The following is a 17,661-nucleotide window of genomic DNA, read 5'->3' on the forward strand; positions in this document are numbered from 1 at the left end:
ATGAGCCGGGATGAGCGAGACATACGACAAAACCGAATTTCGGTAAAGTGGAATATTTTTGCGCAGGTGGATTGACACGCGGCGACACAGGCACGGTCCCGTAGCCCGGATGGAGCGGAGCGCAATCCGGGACGGTGCAAGATGCCGGGCGCGCCGTCCCGGATTACGCTTGCGCTCCATCCGGGCTACGAGAACCTCGAAGCTTCGCCTTACCCCGCGCGGCGGGCGCGGGCCCGGCTCTCCCAGCGGGTCAGCATCTGGCCGAGTTCGCCGGTGACGACGGGCGTCGCGCTCGCGATCTCGTTGGTGTTCGCAGGCACGTTGGCGGAGAGCCAATCCGGCTCGCTATATTCGCGCCAGCGTCGGGCTTCCGCGCGTCGTTTGCTGGAGATGTGATCCCGGGTGAAATAGCCGGCCGCAAACGCGATCCCAAGCAACACGATCAATACGATGACGCCAGCCACATTCAACTCCGTGCATCTGCCCGACCGGTTCTTGCGTGGCAATCCGCGCGAAATCATGGCTTCGACACGGCTTTTTCTCCGGCGCATTCGAATATGACGACATTGCGGCTCACAACCGCACGGAAGAATTCTATTCCTCTCGCAACCGGCGGCGGACCGGATTAACCTCCGCTTCCGCTCGGCCGGATCAACCGGTCAGCGAACATCATTGGGAGGACGCGATGACACGCCAAGAGAGGGGTGAGCCAGCGGCTCGTGACCACGCGCAGCGTGAACAGGATGCTGCGCTTTCACGACGAACGCTCGTCCGGGGGCTCGCGCTCGGCGCCGCCGCCACCGTCGCCGGCCCCGCGCTGGCCCAGACCGGCCCCGCCGCACCGCCGACCACCATCACCACCCCGCCGCGCGATTTCGGCCCGCACGGCGCGCCCACCACCTATTTCTGGGACCCCGACATCCTCGCGGTCGATCCCTCCTTCAACGATCTCGCGCAGCCCAACACCGCGATCAAGCGCCTTTACACCGGCGTGCTCTGGGCCGAAGGCCCGGCATGGAGCGCGCAGGGAAGATATCTGCTGTGGAGCGACATTCCCAACAACCGGCAGATGCGCTGGAGCGAGGACGACGGCCGCGTCAGCGTGTTTCGCACGCCGTCCAACAATTCCAACGGCAACTCCTTCGACTTCCAGGGCCGGCAGCTCTCCTGCGAGCACCTGACCCGCCGCGTGACGCGCTACGAGCATGACGGCACCGCCACCGTGCTCTGCGACAATTACAACGGCAAGAAGCTGAACTCGCCGAACGACGTCGTCGCGCATCCCGACGGCAGCTACTGGTTCACCGATCCGCCCTATGGCGGCCAGCTCTACGAAGGCGAGCCGGACGCTGCCGGTGGCCCGAGCAATGCGGGCGGCAAGCTCAATCCGCGGATCGGACAGCCCGCCGGTTTCACGCCGGGCAAGCGCGAGCTGCCGACCAATTGCTATCGCATCGACCCTTCCGGCCGCATCGACCTCGTCGTCACCGAGGAGCAGGTGCCTGACCCGAACGGCCTCTGCTTCTCGCCCGACTACAAGAAGCTGTACGTCGCCTCCACCGGCAAGGGCCCGGGCGATACCGGCCCCGGCGGCAAGGGCGAGATCTTCGTGTTCGACGTCGGCGGCGACAACAAGCTGTCGAACCTCAAGAAGTTCAGCGATTGCGTGGTCGACGGCGTGAAGTGCGGGCCCGATGGCCTGCGCTGCGACGTCAACGGCAACGTCTGGGCGTCCAGCAATGCCGGTCGCGCCGTCGGCTACAATGGCGTGACGGTGTGGTCGCCGGAAGGCAAGCTGCTCGGACGCATCCGCCTGCCGGAGGTGTGCGGCAACATCACCTTCGGTGGCCCCAAGCGCAACCGCCTGTTCATGGCCGCGAGCCAGTCGCTCTATGCGGTGTTCACGGCAACGCAAGGTGCAGGGCCGGGCTGAGCCGAAGCAAGTACAGACAGGGCGCCGGCGTGAACCGCCGGCGCCGCGACCGGGACGTGGATCGAACGCGCGCACTGATGCGCGCCGGAGTTGACTTTCCGCGATCCCCCTCCGCATACTTCGCAAAAAAATAACAACCAATCATAAGACGGTTTTGAGGGAGGATAGGATGCCGACTTCACGCAGGCAGCTGCTGAAGGGTACGGCGGCTGCCGCCGCCACACTCAGCCTCGATTGGACCAGGGCCCAGGCGCAGGCCGAGAATTTGCGCATCGGCCTGATCTACGACCTCACAGGCCCCTTCGCCGCCGGCGGCTCGGTCGCCTCCTCGATCGGCGCGCAGATCGCGATCGATCTCGTGAACGAGAAAGGCGGTGTCGGCGGCAAGTCCAAGATCGTGCCGGTCGCCGCGGATTCCCAGAGCAAGCCCGACGTCGCGATCAACGAGGCCGAACGCCTGATCAGCCAGGAGAAGATCGACATCCTCAACGGCGTCTATGCGAGCTCGCATGCGGTGCCGCTCGCGGCCAAGGTCGAGCAGCAGAAGAAGATCCTCTGGATCACGACCGCGGTCTCGACCGCCGTGTTCAAAGACAAGAACCTGCAATACGTGTTTCGCGCGCAGATCCATTCGGATCAATACGGGCAGGCCTTCGCCGCCTTCCTCACCGAGCATGCGAAAGCGAAACTCGGAATGGATCCCAAGGAGGTCAAGGTCGCGCTGATCCATGAGGACGGCCCCTACGGGGTCGGCGTCGCCGCCGCCGACGAGGCTTACGCCAAGGAGGCCGGCATCCAGGTGGTGCTGCGCGAGGGTTATTCGGCTTCCGCGCCCGACCTGTCGGTGCTGGTCACGAAGATCAAGCGCGCCAAGGCCGACGTGATCTCGCATGCCGGCTACAACCCCGACATCACCCTGTTCCTGCGCCAGGCCCGCGAGAGCGGGTTGCGCTTCAAGATGCTGTTCGGCGCCGGCGCGGGCTACAGCCAGCTCGACAAGCTGCGCGCCACGTTCGGCGCCGACATCGACAATTTCTGCAACATCGATCCGGTGCCGGCGCAGCTGCTCGATCCGGCAAAACTCGCGCCGGGCATGGGCGATCTGATCAAGACCATGGTCTCGCGCTATCAGGCCAAGACCGGCGCCACCGACGTGCCGCCGCACTGCTCGATGGGCTTCAACCAGACCTGGGTGCTGCTCAACAACGTGCTGCCGGTCGCCAAGGAGAAGTACGGCAGCTTCGAGCCGGAGGCGATCCGGAAAGCGGCGCTCGACGTCGACATCCCCGCCGGCGGCACCATCCAGGGCTATGGGGTGAAATTCTTCCCGCCTGGCACGCCGCTCTCCGGCCAGAACGAGCGCTCGACCCCTGTGGTGATGCAGAACGCCGGCGAGCACATCTCGGTGGTGTGGCCGACGAATATCAGGACGCAGGACCCGGTGTTTCCATTGCCGAAGGGCTCGACCTACGGGACGTAGGGGATGCTTGCTCCCACCCTCCCCTGGAGGGGGAGGGTCGCTTCATGTCGAGCGAAGCGAGAGATGAAGCGGGGTGGGGTGATCTCTCCTCACGGGCCCTACCCGATTGGAGGGATCACCCCACCCCGCTCGCGCTGCGCGCGATCGACCCTCCCCCTCCAGGGGAGGGTAGGCGAGCCCCCCTACAACACCACCCTCCGCCCCTCCTCCGCCGCCCAGTATCCCGCGTAGTTCACCTTGATCGTCTCGTAGGCCAGCGCGAGATCCGACAGCGGCTGGCGGCCGGTGGCCACGCATTCCATGAAGTCCTGGATCTCCTGCAGATAGCCGCGCGTCCACTCCTCCTCGAGGCAGACATATTGCCAGCCGGTTTTGCGGTCGACCTTCTCCGTGATGTAGACGGACGCGAGCTTCTCTTCGGAGGTCTGGTAGCTCATCAGATGATTGTTCGGCGTGATGTTGGCGAACAGCGAGCCGCCGCTCGTATACGTCTCGATCAGATTGCGCACGCCGCCCATGATCATGTCGCCGGAGAACACGGTCGCCTTGGTGCCGTCCGAGAAGGTGGCGGTGAGCGTGCCCCAATCCTCGACGTCGAGCGGATTGGCCTTGATGTAGCTGCGCTCCTCGGGCTTGAGCGCGGCGGTGACGTTGCCGACATCGCCGGTGACGCTGGCGACCCGGATGGTCTCGCCGCGCGCCTTCGCCTCGACCCGCTTCAGATACAGCACGGCCGACAGCGGATGGCAGCCCATGCGGATCAGCGAGCCGCCGCCGGTCATCGCCCATTGCGCCGCATGCGCAGCATGCGAGCCGGAATGACTCTCCTCGCCCTTCATGAACAGGATCTTGTCTTTCGTCGCCTTGATGATCTCCGCGGTCTTGGTGACCGCCGGCGCGTAGATCCAGTCCTCGGCGTACATGAAGAGTTTTCCGGTGCGCTCGATCGCGGCCCGCGTCCGGTCCATCTCCTCGATCACGCGCTCATACATCAGCGCCTTCGGCACGTGCCTGCCGATCGGCTGCGCGTCGCCCTCGCGGCCGAAATAGCCGGCGAACGGCTTTTCGCAGATCACATGCTTGCCGGCCTGCATACTGGCGACGATCATCTCCGCATGGAGATTGGGCGGGGTGCAGATGTCGACGACGTCGAGCTCGCGGTCCGCGATCAGATCGGTGAAGCTGCGATAGACGCGCGGAATGCCGTGATGCCGCGCGAATTCGACGACGCGATCGCCGCGCGCGGCGACCGCCGCAACCTCGACGTCGACGCCATAGACGCGTCGGAACGCATACATGTGCAGCTCCGACACGAAGCCGCAGCCGACGAGTCCGACCCTGATCCTGGCCATAGCGCCCCTCACCCAAGCTTTGGGCGGCACTATAGCGCGCTTGGAGGCCTATTCCACCGAGACCCGCACCACGCCCGCGCTCATCATGCCCAGCGCCCGGGCTGCGGGAACGGAAAGATCGACGATCCGGCCGCGGATGAAGGGACCGCGATCGTTGACGCGGCATTGAATCGAGCGCCCGCCATAGGACACCGTGAGCACGCTGCCAAACGGGCGCGTGCGGTGAGCACAGGTCAGCTCTGCGCCTTTGCCTTTCCCGTACCCGTAATACGACGCCAGCCCGCTTTCGGCATTTGCAACTGAAATGAGAGCAACAGATGAGGCGGTAAGACAAAGCAACAACGTCGAATGCGCTCGCACGGCACCGCTCCCGGTTCGCCCTGCCCCGCGCTGCAAACGTCGCGTTGTTCCCGGAAGTTCCGGGAACACTGCCGGGTGATGCCCGGCAGTGCCATCACACATTGTTACTGTTTGTGGAACACCAGCGTGCGCACTTCGATGCTCTCGCGCGGCGCCGCGTCGGCCGGCGTGGTCGGGTCGACGAACGCGGTATGCGGCCCGAAGCGGGTGCGGCCATCGGTTGCGGAATCATAGCATTTGAGCAGCAGTGCCTCGTCCGGCGTCATTTCCGGGACATAGAACCAGCGATGGTTCGGATTGTATTTCACCGAATAGGTCTCGCCGCGGCGGTTGGGATAGATCAGGTCGGAGGCGACGAGATCCTCGGGCGCCACTGTCGTGCCGTCGGTCATCGCCAGCGGCGAGTCGCGCAGGGGACCGCGGATCGGCCGCCACAGGTTGATCACCTGCACGCGGCCCTTCAGCAGCTCCTCCGCTTCGTCCGGCAGATGCTCGCGGACGCGATTGGCGCCGGAGACGACGGTCTGGTCGACATGGACGCGCGTCGCCGGCTGGCGCGGGCCGCCGCCGCGGATATCCGGCGCGCCCTCGACACGCTTGCGCACGGTGTGGTCGAAGATGACGACGCGATCGGCCTTCAGCGTGGCGCGCAGGAACGCCTCGACGGCGGGATAGTAGACCGCCCTCACCTCTTCCTCGTCGTAGAAATCCTTCACCCGGGTCGGATGACGCACCAGCGCAAAGCCCTCGCGATCGAGCGAGAAATTGTGCGCGATCAGTCGCGCGTCGAAGATCGGCACCTGGTGCGGCTCCGGCAGCGACGTGCTCTTGGGCTCGCCAGGCGGAGCATCGAAGGCGTAAGTGCGCGGCTTGGCCGTTGTCGGCGCGAGATAATTGAGTTCGGCGATGACGAAGGGAAGCGACTCGATTCTTGTTTCTTGCAGGCCCATGGCCGGTCTCCCGATGTGGTCGTCGGATTGATTTTTGACGGCAGGGGGCGCGGTGCAAGGGAGATCGAGCAAATAGCAACAGGGATGTTGTCGGTAGGGCCAGATACAGAAAGAACGTTTTGAGGAAGGCGATTGCGCTGGAAACCTCCTCTTCTCTCACGAGTCCTTGAAGCGTCCGTGAGAGCGTTTCTTCCTTCTCCCCTTGTGGGAGAAGGTGGGGCGAAGCGCCGGATGAGGGGTATCCATCCGCAAATTCAATTGTGAGAGGTTCGCACGCGGAGAGAACCCCTCACCCGTCTCGCCGCTATCGCGGCGAGCCACCCTCTCCCACAAGGGAGAGGGGAAGACCCGCGTCCAGGACACGAGCTTGTTGCTACAGCCCCGCCTTCGCGATCGCGTCCGCAAAGGAGCGGTCGACGATTTCGGCCGCATCCAGCTTCTGCTTGATCAGGCCCCAGCGGAAATAGAGGTCGATCGTGGCTTGCTCGTCCGCGACGACGCCGTCGTCGATCGGCGCGATGCGGATCTTCGCGCGCGAAAGCCAGTTCTGCGGCACTGCGACCGGGATGTTCATCAGCCTGCCCCAGGTCGCGGCATAGCTGTCGATATTGTTCAGCGACCACGCCCGCGCCGCGGTGAGACGACGGATGAAGTCGGTCAGCTCCGCGCGTTTGTCCCTGATCGCATCCGGCCGCGCGACCTGGAAGCTGAGGCCAGGGGTCAGGCCTTCCGAGGTGATGATGCGGCGCGATTTGAACAGCACCTCCTCCTGGCTCACATACGGCTCCCAGGTCGACCACGCATCGACCGAGCCTTGCGTGTAGGCGATCTTGGCGTCCGAGGGGGCCAAGAACGCGATTTGCACGTCGGACGCAGCCCAGCCGTTCTTCTCCAGCGCGGCGAGGATCAGCTGGTGACCGATCGAACCGCGGCCGGTTGCGATCTTCTTGCCGCGGAGGTCGGCAAAACTCCTGATCGGCGAAGTCTCGGGCACGAGGATGGCGAGTCCTTCGCGGGTCTGCCGGATCGCGGCGATCGCCTTCACCGGCGCGCCGGAGGCGGCGGCGAAGGTGAAGGGCGCATCGCCGACGAGCCCGGTCTCGATCGCGCCCGCGCTCAGCGCCTCCAGCAACGGGGCGGCCGCCGGAAACTCCTTCCATTCGATCTTGTACGGCACGTCCTTGAGCACGCCGGCCGCTTCCATCACGGCCTGCGCATTGCCCTTCTGGTCGCCGACGCGCAGGGTGGTCTGCGCTGCCGCCGGTTCAAGCGAGCCGAACAGCAGCGCGCCGGCCAGCATGAGGCGGATCATTCTGCCGCCTCGCCGCGCACGGCCTGACGCCTCGCGATCAGCTCGCGCGTCAGCGGGATCAGTTCGCGGCCATATTCGATGGCGTCGATCAGCGGATCGAAGCCGCGGATCAGGAAATGGCTGATACCGAGGTCGTAATAGTCGCCGAAGACCTCGGCGACCTGCTCGGGCGTGCCGACCAGCGCCGTGGTGTTGCTGTTGGCGCCGGTGAGCTTTGCGATCTCGGTCCACAGCCGCTTGTCGATGCGGCTGCCCTGATCGGCGAGCGCGAGCAGGCGCCGTGCGCCGGCCGTGGCATGGCCATCAGCGGGCTTGCGGTAGCCGGTCTTGTCCTGCAGCGCAGTGGCGCGCGCCAGGATCTCCTCCGCCTTCTCCCAGGCCTGCTTCTCGGTCGGGGCAATGATCGGCCGCACCGACAGGCTGAAGCGCGGCGTCGGCCGCCCCTGCCTCACTGCCGCGTTATGAACGCGCGAAGTGACATCGCGCACCTGGGCATAGGACTCGCCCCACAGCGCAAAGGTGTCGGCGTGCTTGCCGGCGACGTCGATCGCCGCGTCCGAAGCGCCGCCGAAATAGACGCGGATGCCTTCGGGCCGATACGGCTTCACCTGCGAGAAGGCGTTCTCGACCTGATAGTACCTGCCCTTGTAGGAAAACGGCTTGTCGCTGCTCCATTCCAGCTTGAGCACGTCGAGGAATTCGGAAGTGCGGGCGTAGCGCTCGTCCTTGTCGTCGAGCGTGTTGCCGTCCTGCCGGAGCTCGGTGGCATTGCCGCCGGTGATGACGTGGAGCGCGACGCGGCCGCGGGAAAGCTGGTCGAGCACGGCGAACTGGCGCGCCAACAGCGTCGGCGCGGTGAAGCCCGGCCGCTGCGCGATCAGCACGTTGAGCTTCTCGGTGTGGCTCAGCACGTGCTGCGCGACCTGGAGCGAGTCTGGCGTCGTCGAATGGAATGCCAGCAGCGCCCGGTCGAAGCCGGCATTCTCATGCGCCTTCGCCACCGTCTCGATATGGGTGGGATTGAGGACCGGACCTTCGCGAACGATGGTCTCCGACGAATTGTTGTTGCTGATGAAGCCGATGAACTCGATCGACATGATCGTCTCCCTGTTGAACCGTTAAAGCCCGAGCGCGGCGCGGCCGAGGCCGATGCGCGTGGAATCGTCCTGCGGCGTGTGCACGCGCCCGCACAGCACGTCGCGATAATGCCGCTCCAGTGGATTGGTCCGGCTGAGGCCGTGATTGCCGGTCAGCGACAGCGCGTCCTCGACCACGGCGACGGCGTTGTTGGTCACCGTCAGCTTGATGACATTGGACTCGCCTGCGGAAAGCTCGACACCATCGTCGAAATCGCGGGCAAAGGAGGCGATCAACCGAGCGTTGACCGCAAGCCGCGCCTCGATCGCACCCAGGATCTCCTGCGCACGGGCCAGGGTCGCGAGCGGTGCGCCGAGGCTGGCGGGGACGCGCTGCTTCAGGAACGCGATCAGCCAATCGCGCGCGGCGCGGGCGACGCCGTCATAGATCGCGGCGACGAAGACCGTGTGGACGGTTGCCTGCGTCGCATCGGGGCCGCGCCAGTCCGCGGGCCTGCGCAGATCGACTTCGGACTCCAGCGGGATCACGACGTCCTCGAAGATCACGTCGTGACTGCCGCTGGCGCGCAGGCCGTGATGGTCCCAGGTCTCGACGACACGCGTGCCCGGCAGGCCCGCCGGCACCAGGAACTGGCCGACGCGCGGCTCGGCCTCGTCGGTCCGTGCCCAGACGAGGTACCATTTCAGGATCGGCGAGCCCGTCGAATAGATCTTGTGGCCGGAGAGGCGCCAGCCGGTCTCGGTACGGCGCGCGATCGTCGCCGGCAGACCGCCCCGCGCGGGCGAACCTAATTCCGGTTCGACACGCAGCGCATTGATGAGCGCAAGGCCCTCCACGCTCTCGCGCGCCAGCTTGCGCGACAGCCGCGCCGGCCAGGTCGGGCTGCGCGCCATCACGAGATGATTGATATAGTGCATCGAGAGCACCAGCGCGGTCGAGGGATCGGCCTTGCCGAGGATGCCGATGATTCGCGCGGCGTATTGCGCGCCAGCGCCGGCGCCGCCATGGGCCGCCGGTACGGTCAACGACAACAGGCCGGCTTCGGAGAGATCGCGAAAATTCGCGAAAGGAAAGCTGCCGTTGCGGTCGTGCTCGGCCGCGCGCGCGGCAAACATTTCGGCCAGCGCCTCGGCGCGGGCGACATAGTCCGGTTCGTGATGCGCCGGGCGTCCTTTGGCGATCGAGGTCACCATGTGGCGTCCAGTCCGAGCAGGCCGAGGATCTGGCGGCGCAGATCGGCAAGATAAGGATCGCCGCGATGGCGCGGATAGGGCCGGTCGACGCGGATGTCGGCCTTCACGCGGGCCGGCCGGTCGCTGAACACGATGACGCGGTTGGCGAGCACCAGGGCTTCCTCGGCGTCGTGCGTCACCAGCAGCGTGGTAAAGCCCTTGCGCTGCCAGAGCGCGACGATCTCGGCCTGCATGGTGATGCGGGTCAGCGAGTCCAGTTTTCCCAGGGGTTCGTCGAGGATCAGGATCCTGGGATCGTTGACCAGCGCCCGCGCCAGCGCGACGCGCTGCGCCATGCCGCCCGAGAGCTGGTGCGGATAGGCGTGGCGGAACGACGACAGTCCGACGAGGTCGAGCGCGTCGTCGACGCGCTGACGCTGGCTCTTCAGAATGCCCTGGGCCTCGAGGCCCAGGGCGACGTTGTCCCAGACCGACCGCCAGGGAAACAAGGTCGGATCCTGAAACACGACGACGCGCGACGGATGCGGCCGCGTGATGCGGCTGTCGTCCTCCCGCAGGCGCCCCGCCTTCGGCTTGTCGAGGCCGGCGACCAGACGCAGCAAGGTCGACTTGCCGCAGCCGGAGGGACCGAGCAGCGCGACGAACTCGCCGGGTTCGACGGAAATGCTGACATCGCTGAGGACGGGCAGCTCCGCGCCGTCGATGTCGAAGGCGTGGCTGACCTGCTCGATGTCGAGCGCGGCGCCGGCCGCGGGATGCGTCACGGCTTCAGCGAGAGCGGTGGCTACCATTTCACGGTTCCCTTCTGCCAGACCAGCAGGCGGTCGCGGATCGCAAACAGCAGCGTGATCGCGCCGGAGCAGAGCAGCGACATCACGATCAGCGCCGCATACATGTTGGAATAGGCGGCCCAGCCCTGCGCCCATTGCAGGTACCAGCCGAGACCGGCCTTGACGCCGATCATCTCGGCGACGACGAGCACGGCAAAGGACGAGCCGAGCCCCATGAACAGGCCGACGAAGACGTGCGGCAGCGCGGCGGGGATCGCGACCTTCAGCACCAGGAAGGACGGCTTGGCACCGAGCGTGCGCGCGACGTCGTAATAGGCCTTGCTGACGCTCGCGACACCGGACCAGGTCAGCACCGTGACGGGAAAGCCGGTCGCAAGCGCAATCAGGAAGGTCGAGGCGCTCCAGCTCGACGGGAAGGTGAAGAAGGCGATCGGCAGCCAGGCCGTCGCCGGCAGCGGGCCGATGAAGCGCAGCACCGGATGCACCCAATAGCCGACCGCGCGCGACCAGCCGATCGAGACGCCGGTCAGGAAGCCGACCGCCGCGCCGATCAGATAGCCGCCGAGCTGCAGCTTCACGGACGCGAACACGCTGTCGAGCAGTTTTGGCAGATCGTCGGTATAGACCTCGATGATCGCCTGCGGCGGCGGAAAGAACGGCAGCGGCAGCCAGGCGAATTTCGCGGTCGCAAGCTCCCAAACCGTCAGGAACGCACCGAGCGCGACCAGCCACGGTGCCCGCTTCTGCAGCGCCTTGCCGGCCGAACCCAGATAGTCGGCACCGACGGTGCCGAACAGCGCGACGGCCGCGATGACGAAGGCAGCAATGCCGAGCGAACGCGTGCGCGACCAGTCGCCGACATCCGCCCACCACAGGCAGGACAGGCCGAAGGCGATCCAGGCGACGCTGGCGAGCACGCCGGCGCCGGAGTCCTTCACCCAGGCGGTGAGCAGCGGCACGCGTGAGACGCGCGGCGCACCGGAGGCGAGGCCGTCAGACAGCGAATACGTCGACATAGATGCGCTCCGCGAATTTGGCCGTGTCGGTGCTCGGCTTGAAGACCTGCACGCTCTTGAGATCGTCGGCATAGGCCTTCAGCTCGCGCTTCAGCACGTCGCCGACGGGATGATGATGGTGGGTGTGGTAGCGCACCATGCCCTCGATGTCGGCGAGCGTGGCCGCCTTCGGCGCGTAGGGCTGGAAAGACTTTGCCGCAATCGTTGCATTCTGCGCGGTGAACATCGCGGCATCGAGCAGCGCCTGGGTGATGGCGCGCGCGACCTGCGGCTCCTCGCGCACCAGGCTGCCGCGCAGGCCGAGGATGCAGCAGCTCTTCTCGCGGTATTCGCCATCGAGATTGGAGGCGACTTCCTTGTACTGGGTATCCTTGAGCCAGAGATAGGCGAGCGGATCGGAGGACAGGAACGCCTGCACTTCGCCCTTCTCCACGGCGACGTTGAGGAGATTGCCGGGATAGGCGCGCCAGTCGACGTCCTTGACCGGGTCGATGCCGAGCTTGGCGAGCTGGATCGAGAAGAAGTTCTTGTCGGGGCCGGCGAGATCGCCGACCGCGACGATCTTGCCCTTGAGATCGGCGAGCCTGGCAACGCCGGAGTCGGTGCGCGACAGCACGCGCATGCAGCCGCCATGGGTGCCGGCGGCGATCTTGACGTCAAAGCCCTGCTCCAGCGGCTTCAGCCAGCGCAGCGCCATGCCGAGGCCGGCGTCGCTCTTGCCCGTTGCGATGGCCTCGAGCAACTGGTCGGTGGAGCCGGAATAATTGACGAGCTCGACGTCGAGATTGTGCTTCTGGAAGAAGCCGTGCTCGATGGCGACCGGCACCGGCGCCAGGCACACGGCGCCGGCATTCCACGACAGCTTCAGCTTGCGCGGCGCGCCGCTGAACGCGGGCGCGTCGGACGCGGTCCTGCACAGCGGAAATTCCGAGAAGTCGACGCCAGTCGCAATCCCGCGCGGCACGAAGGCCTGTGCGCCCAGCGCGCCGAGCGGCGCGGCGAAGGCCGCCGCAAGGCCGCCCTGGAGCAGATGGCGCCGATCGAGCCTCGATCTTCCGCGCTTGTCGTCACTGGTCATTCGTCCCCGCTCCTGCGCTGGCACGGCTCCGCTGGTTGCACAACGGTTCACGTTGCGCATGTTCCGTGCGGAGCTGCGTTGAGAGAAAATTGTTCCGGCGGCGGCGTCGCGCCGCGTTGATGCGATGCGCAAATCATGCGGCGCGCCCGTCGTATCGTCAATGAAATGGAATTTCGAATGTGACGCGAAGCGAAGTCATTCTCTCCATCGACATGCGCGGGAACGACGAAACGATTTTCGCCGATGCATCGCGCGGCAGACGTGCGCTTGCAGCCCGCATCCTGCTTCACGTCCGTGCAGAACGGGTGGCGCGCACGGCACATCCTTGAAAGCGGCGCTTCGTTGAAACGTCCTTGCCGAACGCGCGCGCAATACGGACGGCCATTTCATTGACTGCGCATCGCGCGGTCATAGACTTGGTCGTCTCGCTGCATCGCTCGCTCACGCGTCGTGAGCTGGACAAGAAGACAGATCAAGCAAGACATGAGCATCAACTCCCACGATCATTCCATCACGCGCCGGCTCGCCGCATCGTTGCTCGCCGCCGCCATCACGCTCTCGACCGCGGCCGCATCGCTCGCGGCCGACACGATCGTGCTGCGCGTCGGCGACCAAAAGGGCGGCAACCGTTCGCTGCTCGAAATCTCGGGCTATGCGAAGGACCTGCCCTACAGGATCGAATGGTCGGAATTCCCCGCGGCGGCGCCGATCCTGGAAGCGCTCAACGCCGGCGCGCTCGACGTCGGCTACACCGGCGACCTCTCCTTTCTCTCGGTCTATGCGGCAGGCGCGCCGATCAAGGCGATCGGCGGCACGCGCTCGGATGCGAAGACACAGGCCATCCTGGTGCGGCAGGATTCGCCGATCAAATCGGCGGCCGACCTCAAAGGCAAACGCCTCGCCGGCACGCGCGGCGGCTGGGGCCAGTTCCTGATCGATGCGACGCTGGAGAAGGCGCAGATCAAGCTGGAGGATGCGACCTTCGCTCCGCTCGGCCCGGTGGACGCCAAGATCGCGCTGGTCGCGGGCTCGATCGACGCCTGGGCGGTGTGGGAGCCCTACGTGTCGTTCGCCACGCTGAAGGACAAGGCCCGCGTAATCGCCGACGGCGAGGGCCTGACGCCGACCATCACCTTCATCGTCGCCTCCGACAACGCCATCGCCACCAAGCGCGCGGCGGTGCAGGATCTGGTGCAGCGGCTCAACAAGGCCCGGCTATGGTCGCTGGATCATGTTGCCGAGTACGCCAGGAACACGGCCGAACTGACCAAGCTGCCGGAAGACGTATTGCGGTCGGCCTACACCGCACAGCACACCAGTCCGATCGTGATCGACGAGAACGTGGTCAAAGAGGTGCAGGAAGCCTCGGACCGCTCGACCCGCTACGGTATCCTGCCGAAAAAGCTCGACGTCAGCAAAGCCGTCGACCGCAGCTTCACGGCTGCGGCCGCGGGATCGAATTAGCGCGGGGGGGGGGCGGCGCGATGTGCAGGCCTCGCCCCAAGGCCGGCCCGCTGCATCTCGCCGCGATCCTGCTCATGCATTTCGCCTGCATGAGCCTGATCGTCTGGCTCTCGCTCTAGCCCCGCGAGGCGCTCACCAATATCGGCGATGATAGTGCCGGTGATAGACGCGGTACGGCCGGTAGTAGCCATAGCGGTAGTACGGACGATACGGCCGGTAGTAGCGGGGATAGGCATAGACCGGTGCGTAATAGCCGCCGTAATAAGCGGGGGCATAACCATAGCCGTAGCCCGGATATCCGTAGCCGTAGCCGCCGTAATACGGTCCGCCATAATAGCCATACGGCGCGCCGCTGGCGATGGCGCCGCCGATGATCATGCCGGCCGCAAGACCGCCGATGCCCAAGCCCCAGCCGCCACCGCGCCAGTGCACTTGCTTGACGTCGTCACCGACCGCGGCCTTCATGGTCGCGACGTTGGTCGGCAGCGGGGCCGCTGCCGCCTGCTGAATTTGGCCGGCGAAGACCACGCCGGCGAACGAACAGGCAATTGCCGTTTTCCAGATCCTCATCGCCTTACTCCTGTCTGACGTCTTGTTTGTAGGATCGCAGCATCATGATCGGGCATCCTTGCGCCAAGTCAAAGTCTGCATTTGCGTGCAGCGCACAAGTGCCGCTTGCCGCGAGACGGCCGCCGGCGTGCGGGCTGGTCGGCCCGCCGGCTCCGCCCCGCGCGGCCTCGGCGCATTCCGGCGCGCGGCGGCCAAGGCAAAGCCATTAAGCTTCCCATCTTCGCAACCAACAACGGACTTCACGATTTACTATGCGTACCGTTACTATCGGTTCCAAGGGCGCGGGGCTTCTCGCGACGAATGGCCTCGGCTTGCGCCGGGCGTGAGTGGGAGGATGACATGAGTGCCGTCGGTAATGAGCCGCTCGCCCGTCAGGCGCTGGCGTTCGTCCTGGCAGGCGGGCGCGGCAGCCGGCTTCTGGAGCTGACGGACCGGCGCGCCAAGCCGGCCGTCTATTTCGGCGGAAAATCCCGCATCATCGATTTCGCGCTGTCCAACGCGGTCAACTCCGGCATCCGCCGCATCGCGGTCGCCACCCAGTACAAGGCGCACAGCCTGATCCGCCATCTTCAGATGGGCTGGAACTTCTTCCGCCCCGAGCGCAACGAGAGTTTCGACATTCTCCCGGCGAGCCAGCGCGTCTCCGAGAACATGTGGTACGTCGGCACGGCGGATGCGATCTACCAGAACATCGACATCATCGAATCCCACGCCTGCCGCTTCATCGTGGTGCTGGCCGGCGATCACATCTATAAAATGGACTACGAGGTGATGCTGCGCCAGCACGTCGAGAGCGGCGCCGACGTCACCGTCGGCTGCCTGGAGATGCCGCGCCAAGAATCTTCCGGCTTCGGCATCATGCATATCGACGAGAACGGCTGGATTCAGGAGTTCCTGGAGAAGCCGAAAGATCCGCCGCCGATGCCGGGCAAGCCGGACGTCTCGCTCGCCAGCATGGGCATCTATGTCTTCGACGCCAAGCTCCTGTTCGACCAGCTGAAGCGCGACGCCGAGGATCCGAACTCGAACCACGATTTCGGCAGGGACATCATTCCGTACCTCGTCAAGAACGGCCGCGCCATCGCGCATCAATTCTCGACCTCCTGCGTCCGCTCCGGCAGCGACCCCCGCTCCTATTGGCGCGACGTCGGCACCGTCGATGCCTATTGGGCGGCCAACATCGACCTCACCGACGTGGTGCCGGAGCTCGATCTGTTCGACCGCGCCTGGCCGATCTGGTCCTATTCGGAGATCACCCCGCCCGCCAAGTTCGTCCACGACGAGGAAAGCCGGCGCGGCCAGGCCGTCAGCTCGCTGGTCTCGGGCGGCTGCATCATCTCCGGCGCCTCGCTGCGCCGCTCGCTGCTGTTCACCGGGGTGCGCATCAACTCCTATGCCAATGTCGAGAACGCCGTGATCATGCCTTACGTGAATGTCGGCCGTGGCGCGCGGCTGAAGAACGTCGTGATCGACCGCGGCGTGGAGATCCCCGAGGGTCTCGTCATCGGCGAAGATCCCGAACTCGATGCAAAGCGCTTCCGCACCACCGAGCAGGGCATTTCGCTGATCACCCAGCCGATGATCGACGGGCTCAATAGATGACGCCTGTTCGCGTCCTCGCGGTCGCTTCCGAAGTCTATCCCATCGTCAAGACCGGCGGCCTCGCCGATGTCGCCGGCGCGCTGCCGATCGCGCTGAAGGCGCATGGCGTCGAGATGCGCACCTTGATGCCGGGCTATCCCGACGTGATGCGGCTGGTCTCCGGCACGGCGGAGATCCGGACCTGGCCGGATTATTTCGGCGGTCCCGGACGGCTGCTCGCCGGCTCCCATGACGGGCTCGACCTGTTCGTGCTCGACGTGCCGCATCTCTATGCGCGGCCGGGCAATCCCTACGTCACCACAGAGGGCGTCGACTGGCCGGACAATGGCCTGCGCTTTGCGGCGCTGTCGCGCGTCGCGGCCGACATCGGCCACGGCCTCGTCCCGGCCTTCGTGCCCGAAATCGTGCACGCCCATGATTGGCAGGCCGGGCTCGCGCCGGCCTATCTGCACTATGACAATCGCCCGCGGCCTGCCACCGTGATGACCATCCACAACATGGCCTATCAGGGCAAGTTCGCGCGCGAGCTGATCGGATCGATCGGCCTGCCCTGGAGCTCGTTCGACGTCCACGGCCTGGAGTATTTCGGCGGCATCAGCTTCCTGAAGGCCGGCCTGCAATTCGCCGATCGCATCACCACGGTATCGCCGACCTACGCCCGGGAGATCCAGAGCGACGAAGGCGGCATGGGCTTCGGCGGCCTGTTGCGCCAACGCGCAAGCGTGCTGAGCGGCATCCTCAACGGCATCGACACCGGCGTGTGGAATCCGCAAACCGACGCCCACATCGCCTACCGCTACGGCGCCGAGGACCTCGCGTTCCGGGCCGCGAACAAGGCGGTGCTGCAGCAGCAATTCAACCTCGATTCCTCGGACGAGGCGCCGCTGCTCGGCGTCATCAGCCGGCTGTCGTGGCAGAAGGGGCTCGATCTGCTGCTCGAGGCCATTCCGACCATCTTGGGCGAAGGCATGCAGCTGGCACTGCTCGGCAGCGGCGACCGCGATCTCCAGGAGCGCTATCAGGCCGCCGCCCGCGCCAATCCCGGCCGGATCGGCGTCGTGATCGGCTATGACGAGATTCTGGCGCATCTGCTCCAGGCCGGATCGGACGCGTTGATCGTGCCGTCGCGCTTCGAGCCCTGCGGCCTGACCCAGCTCTGCGCGCTACGCTACGCCGCCATCCCGATCGTCTCGCGCGTCGGCGGGCTCGAGGACACCATCGTCGATATCGACGAGGCCGATTCCTCCGGCCGCGATGCCACCGGTTTCAAGTTCGCCCCCGTGACCGCGGATGCCCTCGCCGGCAGCTTGCGCAAGGCCAACACCGCCTTCCACGACAAGCCGGCCTGGCGGCGCCTGCAACGAAACGGCCTTGCGACCGACGTCTCCTGGCGCGGCCGCGCCGGCGAGTATGCGGCGCTGTACCGCAACCTGGTGGCGGCCCGCGCCTGAGGCATGACCTA

At 65.8% G+C, this 17,661-nt stretch carries 16 protein-coding genes; 5 read left to right on the plus strand and 11 right to left on the minus strand.

The features are described from left to right. Window positions 1-209: 209 nt before the first annotated feature. The gene (locus TSA1_RS00025; RefSeq protein ID WP_100180887.1) at window positions 210-464 is read right to left on the minus strand and encodes a hypothetical protein; all 255 of its coding nucleotides are present in this window, start codon (window positions 462-464) and stop codon (window positions 210-212) included. A gap of 221 nt (window positions 465-685) precedes the next feature. On the opposite strand from TSA1_RS00025, the gene TSA1_RS00030 reads away from it, so the two are divergent. Beyond that, window positions 686-1,933, plus strand: a complete 1,248-nt coding sequence (locus TSA1_RS00030; protein WP_174718672.1) for an SMP-30/gluconolactonase/LRE family protein — start codon at window positions 686-688, stop codon at window positions 1,931-1,933. 169 nt (window positions 1,934-2,102) lie between these two features. Continuing rightward, complete coding sequence (locus tag TSA1_RS00035) at window positions 2,103-3,413, plus strand: ABC transporter substrate-binding protein (protein WP_100174553.1); 1,311 nt, start codon at window positions 2,103-2,105, stop codon at window positions 3,411-3,413. Window positions 3,414-3,595: 182 nt separating this feature from the next. Here TSA1_RS00035 and TSA1_RS00040 read toward each other — a convergent pair whose 3' ends face one another. From TSA1_RS00040 to TSA1_RS00080, 9 genes are all read right to left on the minus strand, one after another. Further along, window positions 3,596-4,765, minus strand: a complete 1,170-nt coding sequence (locus TSA1_RS00040) for a Gfo/Idh/MocA family protein (protein ID WP_100174554.1) — start codon at window positions 4,763-4,765, stop codon at window positions 3,596-3,598. 48 nt (window positions 4,766-4,813) lie between these two features. Beyond that, entirely contained in the window at window positions 4,814-5,125 is a 312-nt protein-coding gene (locus tag TSA1_RS00045) for a septal ring lytic transglycosylase RlpA family protein (RefSeq protein ID WP_100174555.1), read from the minus strand. Window positions 5,126-5,229: 104 nt separating this feature from the next. Further along, entirely contained in the window at window positions 5,230-6,075 is an 846-nt protein-coding gene (locus tag TSA1_RS00050) for a CmcJ/NvfI family oxidoreductase (protein WP_100174556.1), read from the minus strand. A 373-nt stretch (window positions 6,076-6,448) separates the two neighbouring features. After that, window positions 6,449-7,387 (minus strand): ABC transporter substrate-binding protein, encoded by a 939-nt coding sequence (locus tag TSA1_RS00055; protein ID WP_100174557.1) that lies wholly within the window; start codon window positions 7,385-7,387, stop codon window positions 6,449-6,451. Continuing rightward, window positions 7,384-8,484, minus strand: a complete 1,101-nt coding sequence (locus tag TSA1_RS00060; RefSeq protein ID WP_100174558.1) for an LLM class flavin-dependent oxidoreductase — start codon at window positions 8,482-8,484, stop codon at window positions 7,384-7,386. The genes TSA1_RS00055 and TSA1_RS00060 overlap by 4 nt, the downstream gene beginning before the upstream one ends. Window positions 8,485-8,505: 21 nt before the next feature. Continuing rightward, window positions 8,506-9,678, minus strand: coding sequence for an acyl-CoA dehydrogenase family protein (locus TSA1_RS00065; protein ID WP_100174559.1), 1,173 nt, complete (start codon window positions 9,676-9,678; stop codon window positions 8,506-8,508). Then, window positions 9,672-10,469, minus strand: a complete 798-nt coding sequence (locus TSA1_RS00070; RefSeq protein ID WP_100174560.1) for an ABC transporter ATP-binding protein — start codon at window positions 10,467-10,469, stop codon at window positions 9,672-9,674. The genes TSA1_RS00065 and TSA1_RS00070 overlap by 7 nt, the downstream gene beginning before the upstream one ends. Continuing rightward, a complete protein-coding gene (locus tag TSA1_RS00075; RefSeq protein ID WP_100174561.1) occupies window positions 10,463-11,485 on the minus strand; it encodes an ABC transporter permease in 1,023 nt (340 codons plus the stop codon). The genes TSA1_RS00070 and TSA1_RS00075 overlap by 7 nt, the downstream gene beginning before the upstream one ends. Further along, window positions 11,463-12,563, minus strand: coding sequence for an ABC transporter substrate-binding protein (locus tag TSA1_RS00080; protein ID WP_100174562.1), 1,101 nt, complete (start codon window positions 12,561-12,563; stop codon window positions 11,463-11,465). The genes TSA1_RS00075 and TSA1_RS00080 overlap by 23 nt, the downstream gene beginning before the upstream one ends. 483 nt (window positions 12,564-13,046) lie before the next feature. Here TSA1_RS00080 and TSA1_RS00085 point away from each other — a divergent pair, with 483 nt between their 5' ends. Next, window positions 13,047-14,027, plus strand: a complete 981-nt coding sequence (locus tag TSA1_RS00085) for an ABC transporter substrate-binding protein (protein WP_100174563.1) — start codon at window positions 13,047-13,049, stop codon at window positions 14,025-14,027. Window positions 14,028-14,159: 132 nt separating this feature from the next. Here the strand turns inward: TSA1_RS00085 and TSA1_RS00090 are convergent, their stop codons facing one another. Continuing rightward, on the minus strand, window positions 14,160-14,597 hold the full coding sequence (locus TSA1_RS00090) for a hypothetical protein (RefSeq protein ID WP_100174564.1): 438 nt from the start codon (window positions 14,595-14,597) through the stop codon (window positions 14,160-14,162). A 339-nt stretch (window positions 14,598-14,936) separates the two neighbouring features. Here TSA1_RS00090 and glgC point away from each other — a divergent pair, with 339 nt between their 5' ends. Together glgC and glgA are read left to right on the plus strand one after the other, a co-directional pair. Further along, window positions 14,937-16,199, plus strand: a complete 1,263-nt coding sequence (gene glgC / locus TSA1_RS00095) for a glucose-1-phosphate adenylyltransferase (RefSeq protein ID WP_100174565.1) — start codon at window positions 14,937-14,939, stop codon at window positions 16,197-16,199. After that, window positions 16,196-17,650, plus strand: a complete 1,455-nt coding sequence (gene glgA / locus TSA1_RS00100; protein ID WP_100174566.1) for a glycogen synthase GlgA — start codon at window positions 16,196-16,198, stop codon at window positions 17,648-17,650. The genes glgC and glgA overlap by 4 nt, the downstream gene beginning before the upstream one ends. The last annotated feature ends 11 nt before the right edge of the window (window positions 17,651-17,661 follow it).

This window comes from Bradyrhizobium nitroreducens (assembly GCF_002776695.1).
Classification (GTDB): Bacteria; Pseudomonadota; Alphaproteobacteria; order Rhizobiales; family Xanthobacteraceae; genus Bradyrhizobium; species Bradyrhizobium nitroreducens.

Coding starts and splice junctions, on each gene's coding strand:
- TSA1_RS00035 (WP_100174553.1), top strand. CDS start 2,103: ATGCCGACTTCACGCAGGCAGCTGCTGAAGGGTACGGCGGCTGCCGCC.
- TSA1_RS00030 (WP_174718672.1), top strand. CDS start 686: ATGACACGCCAAGAGAGGGGTGAGCCAGCGGCTCGTGACCACGCGCAG.
- glgC (WP_100174565.1), top strand. CDS start 14,937: ATGAGTGCCGTCGGTAATGAGCCGCTCGCCCGTCAGGCGCTGGCGTTC.
- TSA1_RS00050 (WP_100174556.1), bottom strand. CDS start 6,075: ATGGGCCTGCAAGAAACAAGAATCGAGTCGCTTCCCTTCGTCATCGCC.
- TSA1_RS00055 (WP_100174557.1), bottom strand. CDS start 7,387: ATGATCCGCCTCATGCTGGCCGGCGCGCTGCTGTTCGGCTCGCTTGAA.
- TSA1_RS00085 (WP_100174563.1), top strand. CDS start 13,047: ATGAGCATCAACTCCCACGATCATTCCATCACGCGCCGGCTCGCCGCA.
- TSA1_RS00080 (WP_100174562.1), bottom strand. CDS start 12,563: ATGACCAGTGACGACAAGCGCGGAAGATCGAGGCTCGATCGGCGCCAT.
- TSA1_RS00065 (WP_100174559.1), bottom strand. CDS start 9,678: ATGGTGACCTCGATCGCCAAAGGACGCCCGGCGCATCACGAACCGGAC.
- TSA1_RS00090 (WP_100174564.1), bottom strand. CDS start 14,597: ATGAGGATCTGGAAAACGGCAATTGCCTGTTCGTTCGCCGGCGTGGTC.
- TSA1_RS00075 (WP_100174561.1), bottom strand. CDS start 11,485: ATGTCGACGTATTCGCTGTCTGACGGCCTCGCCTCCGGTGCGCCGCGC.
- TSA1_RS00040 (WP_100174554.1), bottom strand. CDS start 4,765: ATGGCCAGGATCAGGGTCGGACTCGTCGGCTGCGGCTTCGTGTCGGAG.
- glgA (WP_100174566.1), top strand. CDS start 16,196: ATGACGCCTGTTCGCGTCCTCGCGGTCGCTTCCGAAGTCTATCCCATC.
- TSA1_RS00060 (WP_100174558.1), bottom strand. CDS start 8,484: ATGTCGATCGAGTTCATCGGCTTCATCAGCAACAACAATTCGTCGGAG.
- TSA1_RS00070 (WP_100174560.1), bottom strand. CDS start 10,469: ATGGTAGCCACCGCTCTCGCTGAAGCCGTGACGCATCCCGCGGCCGGC.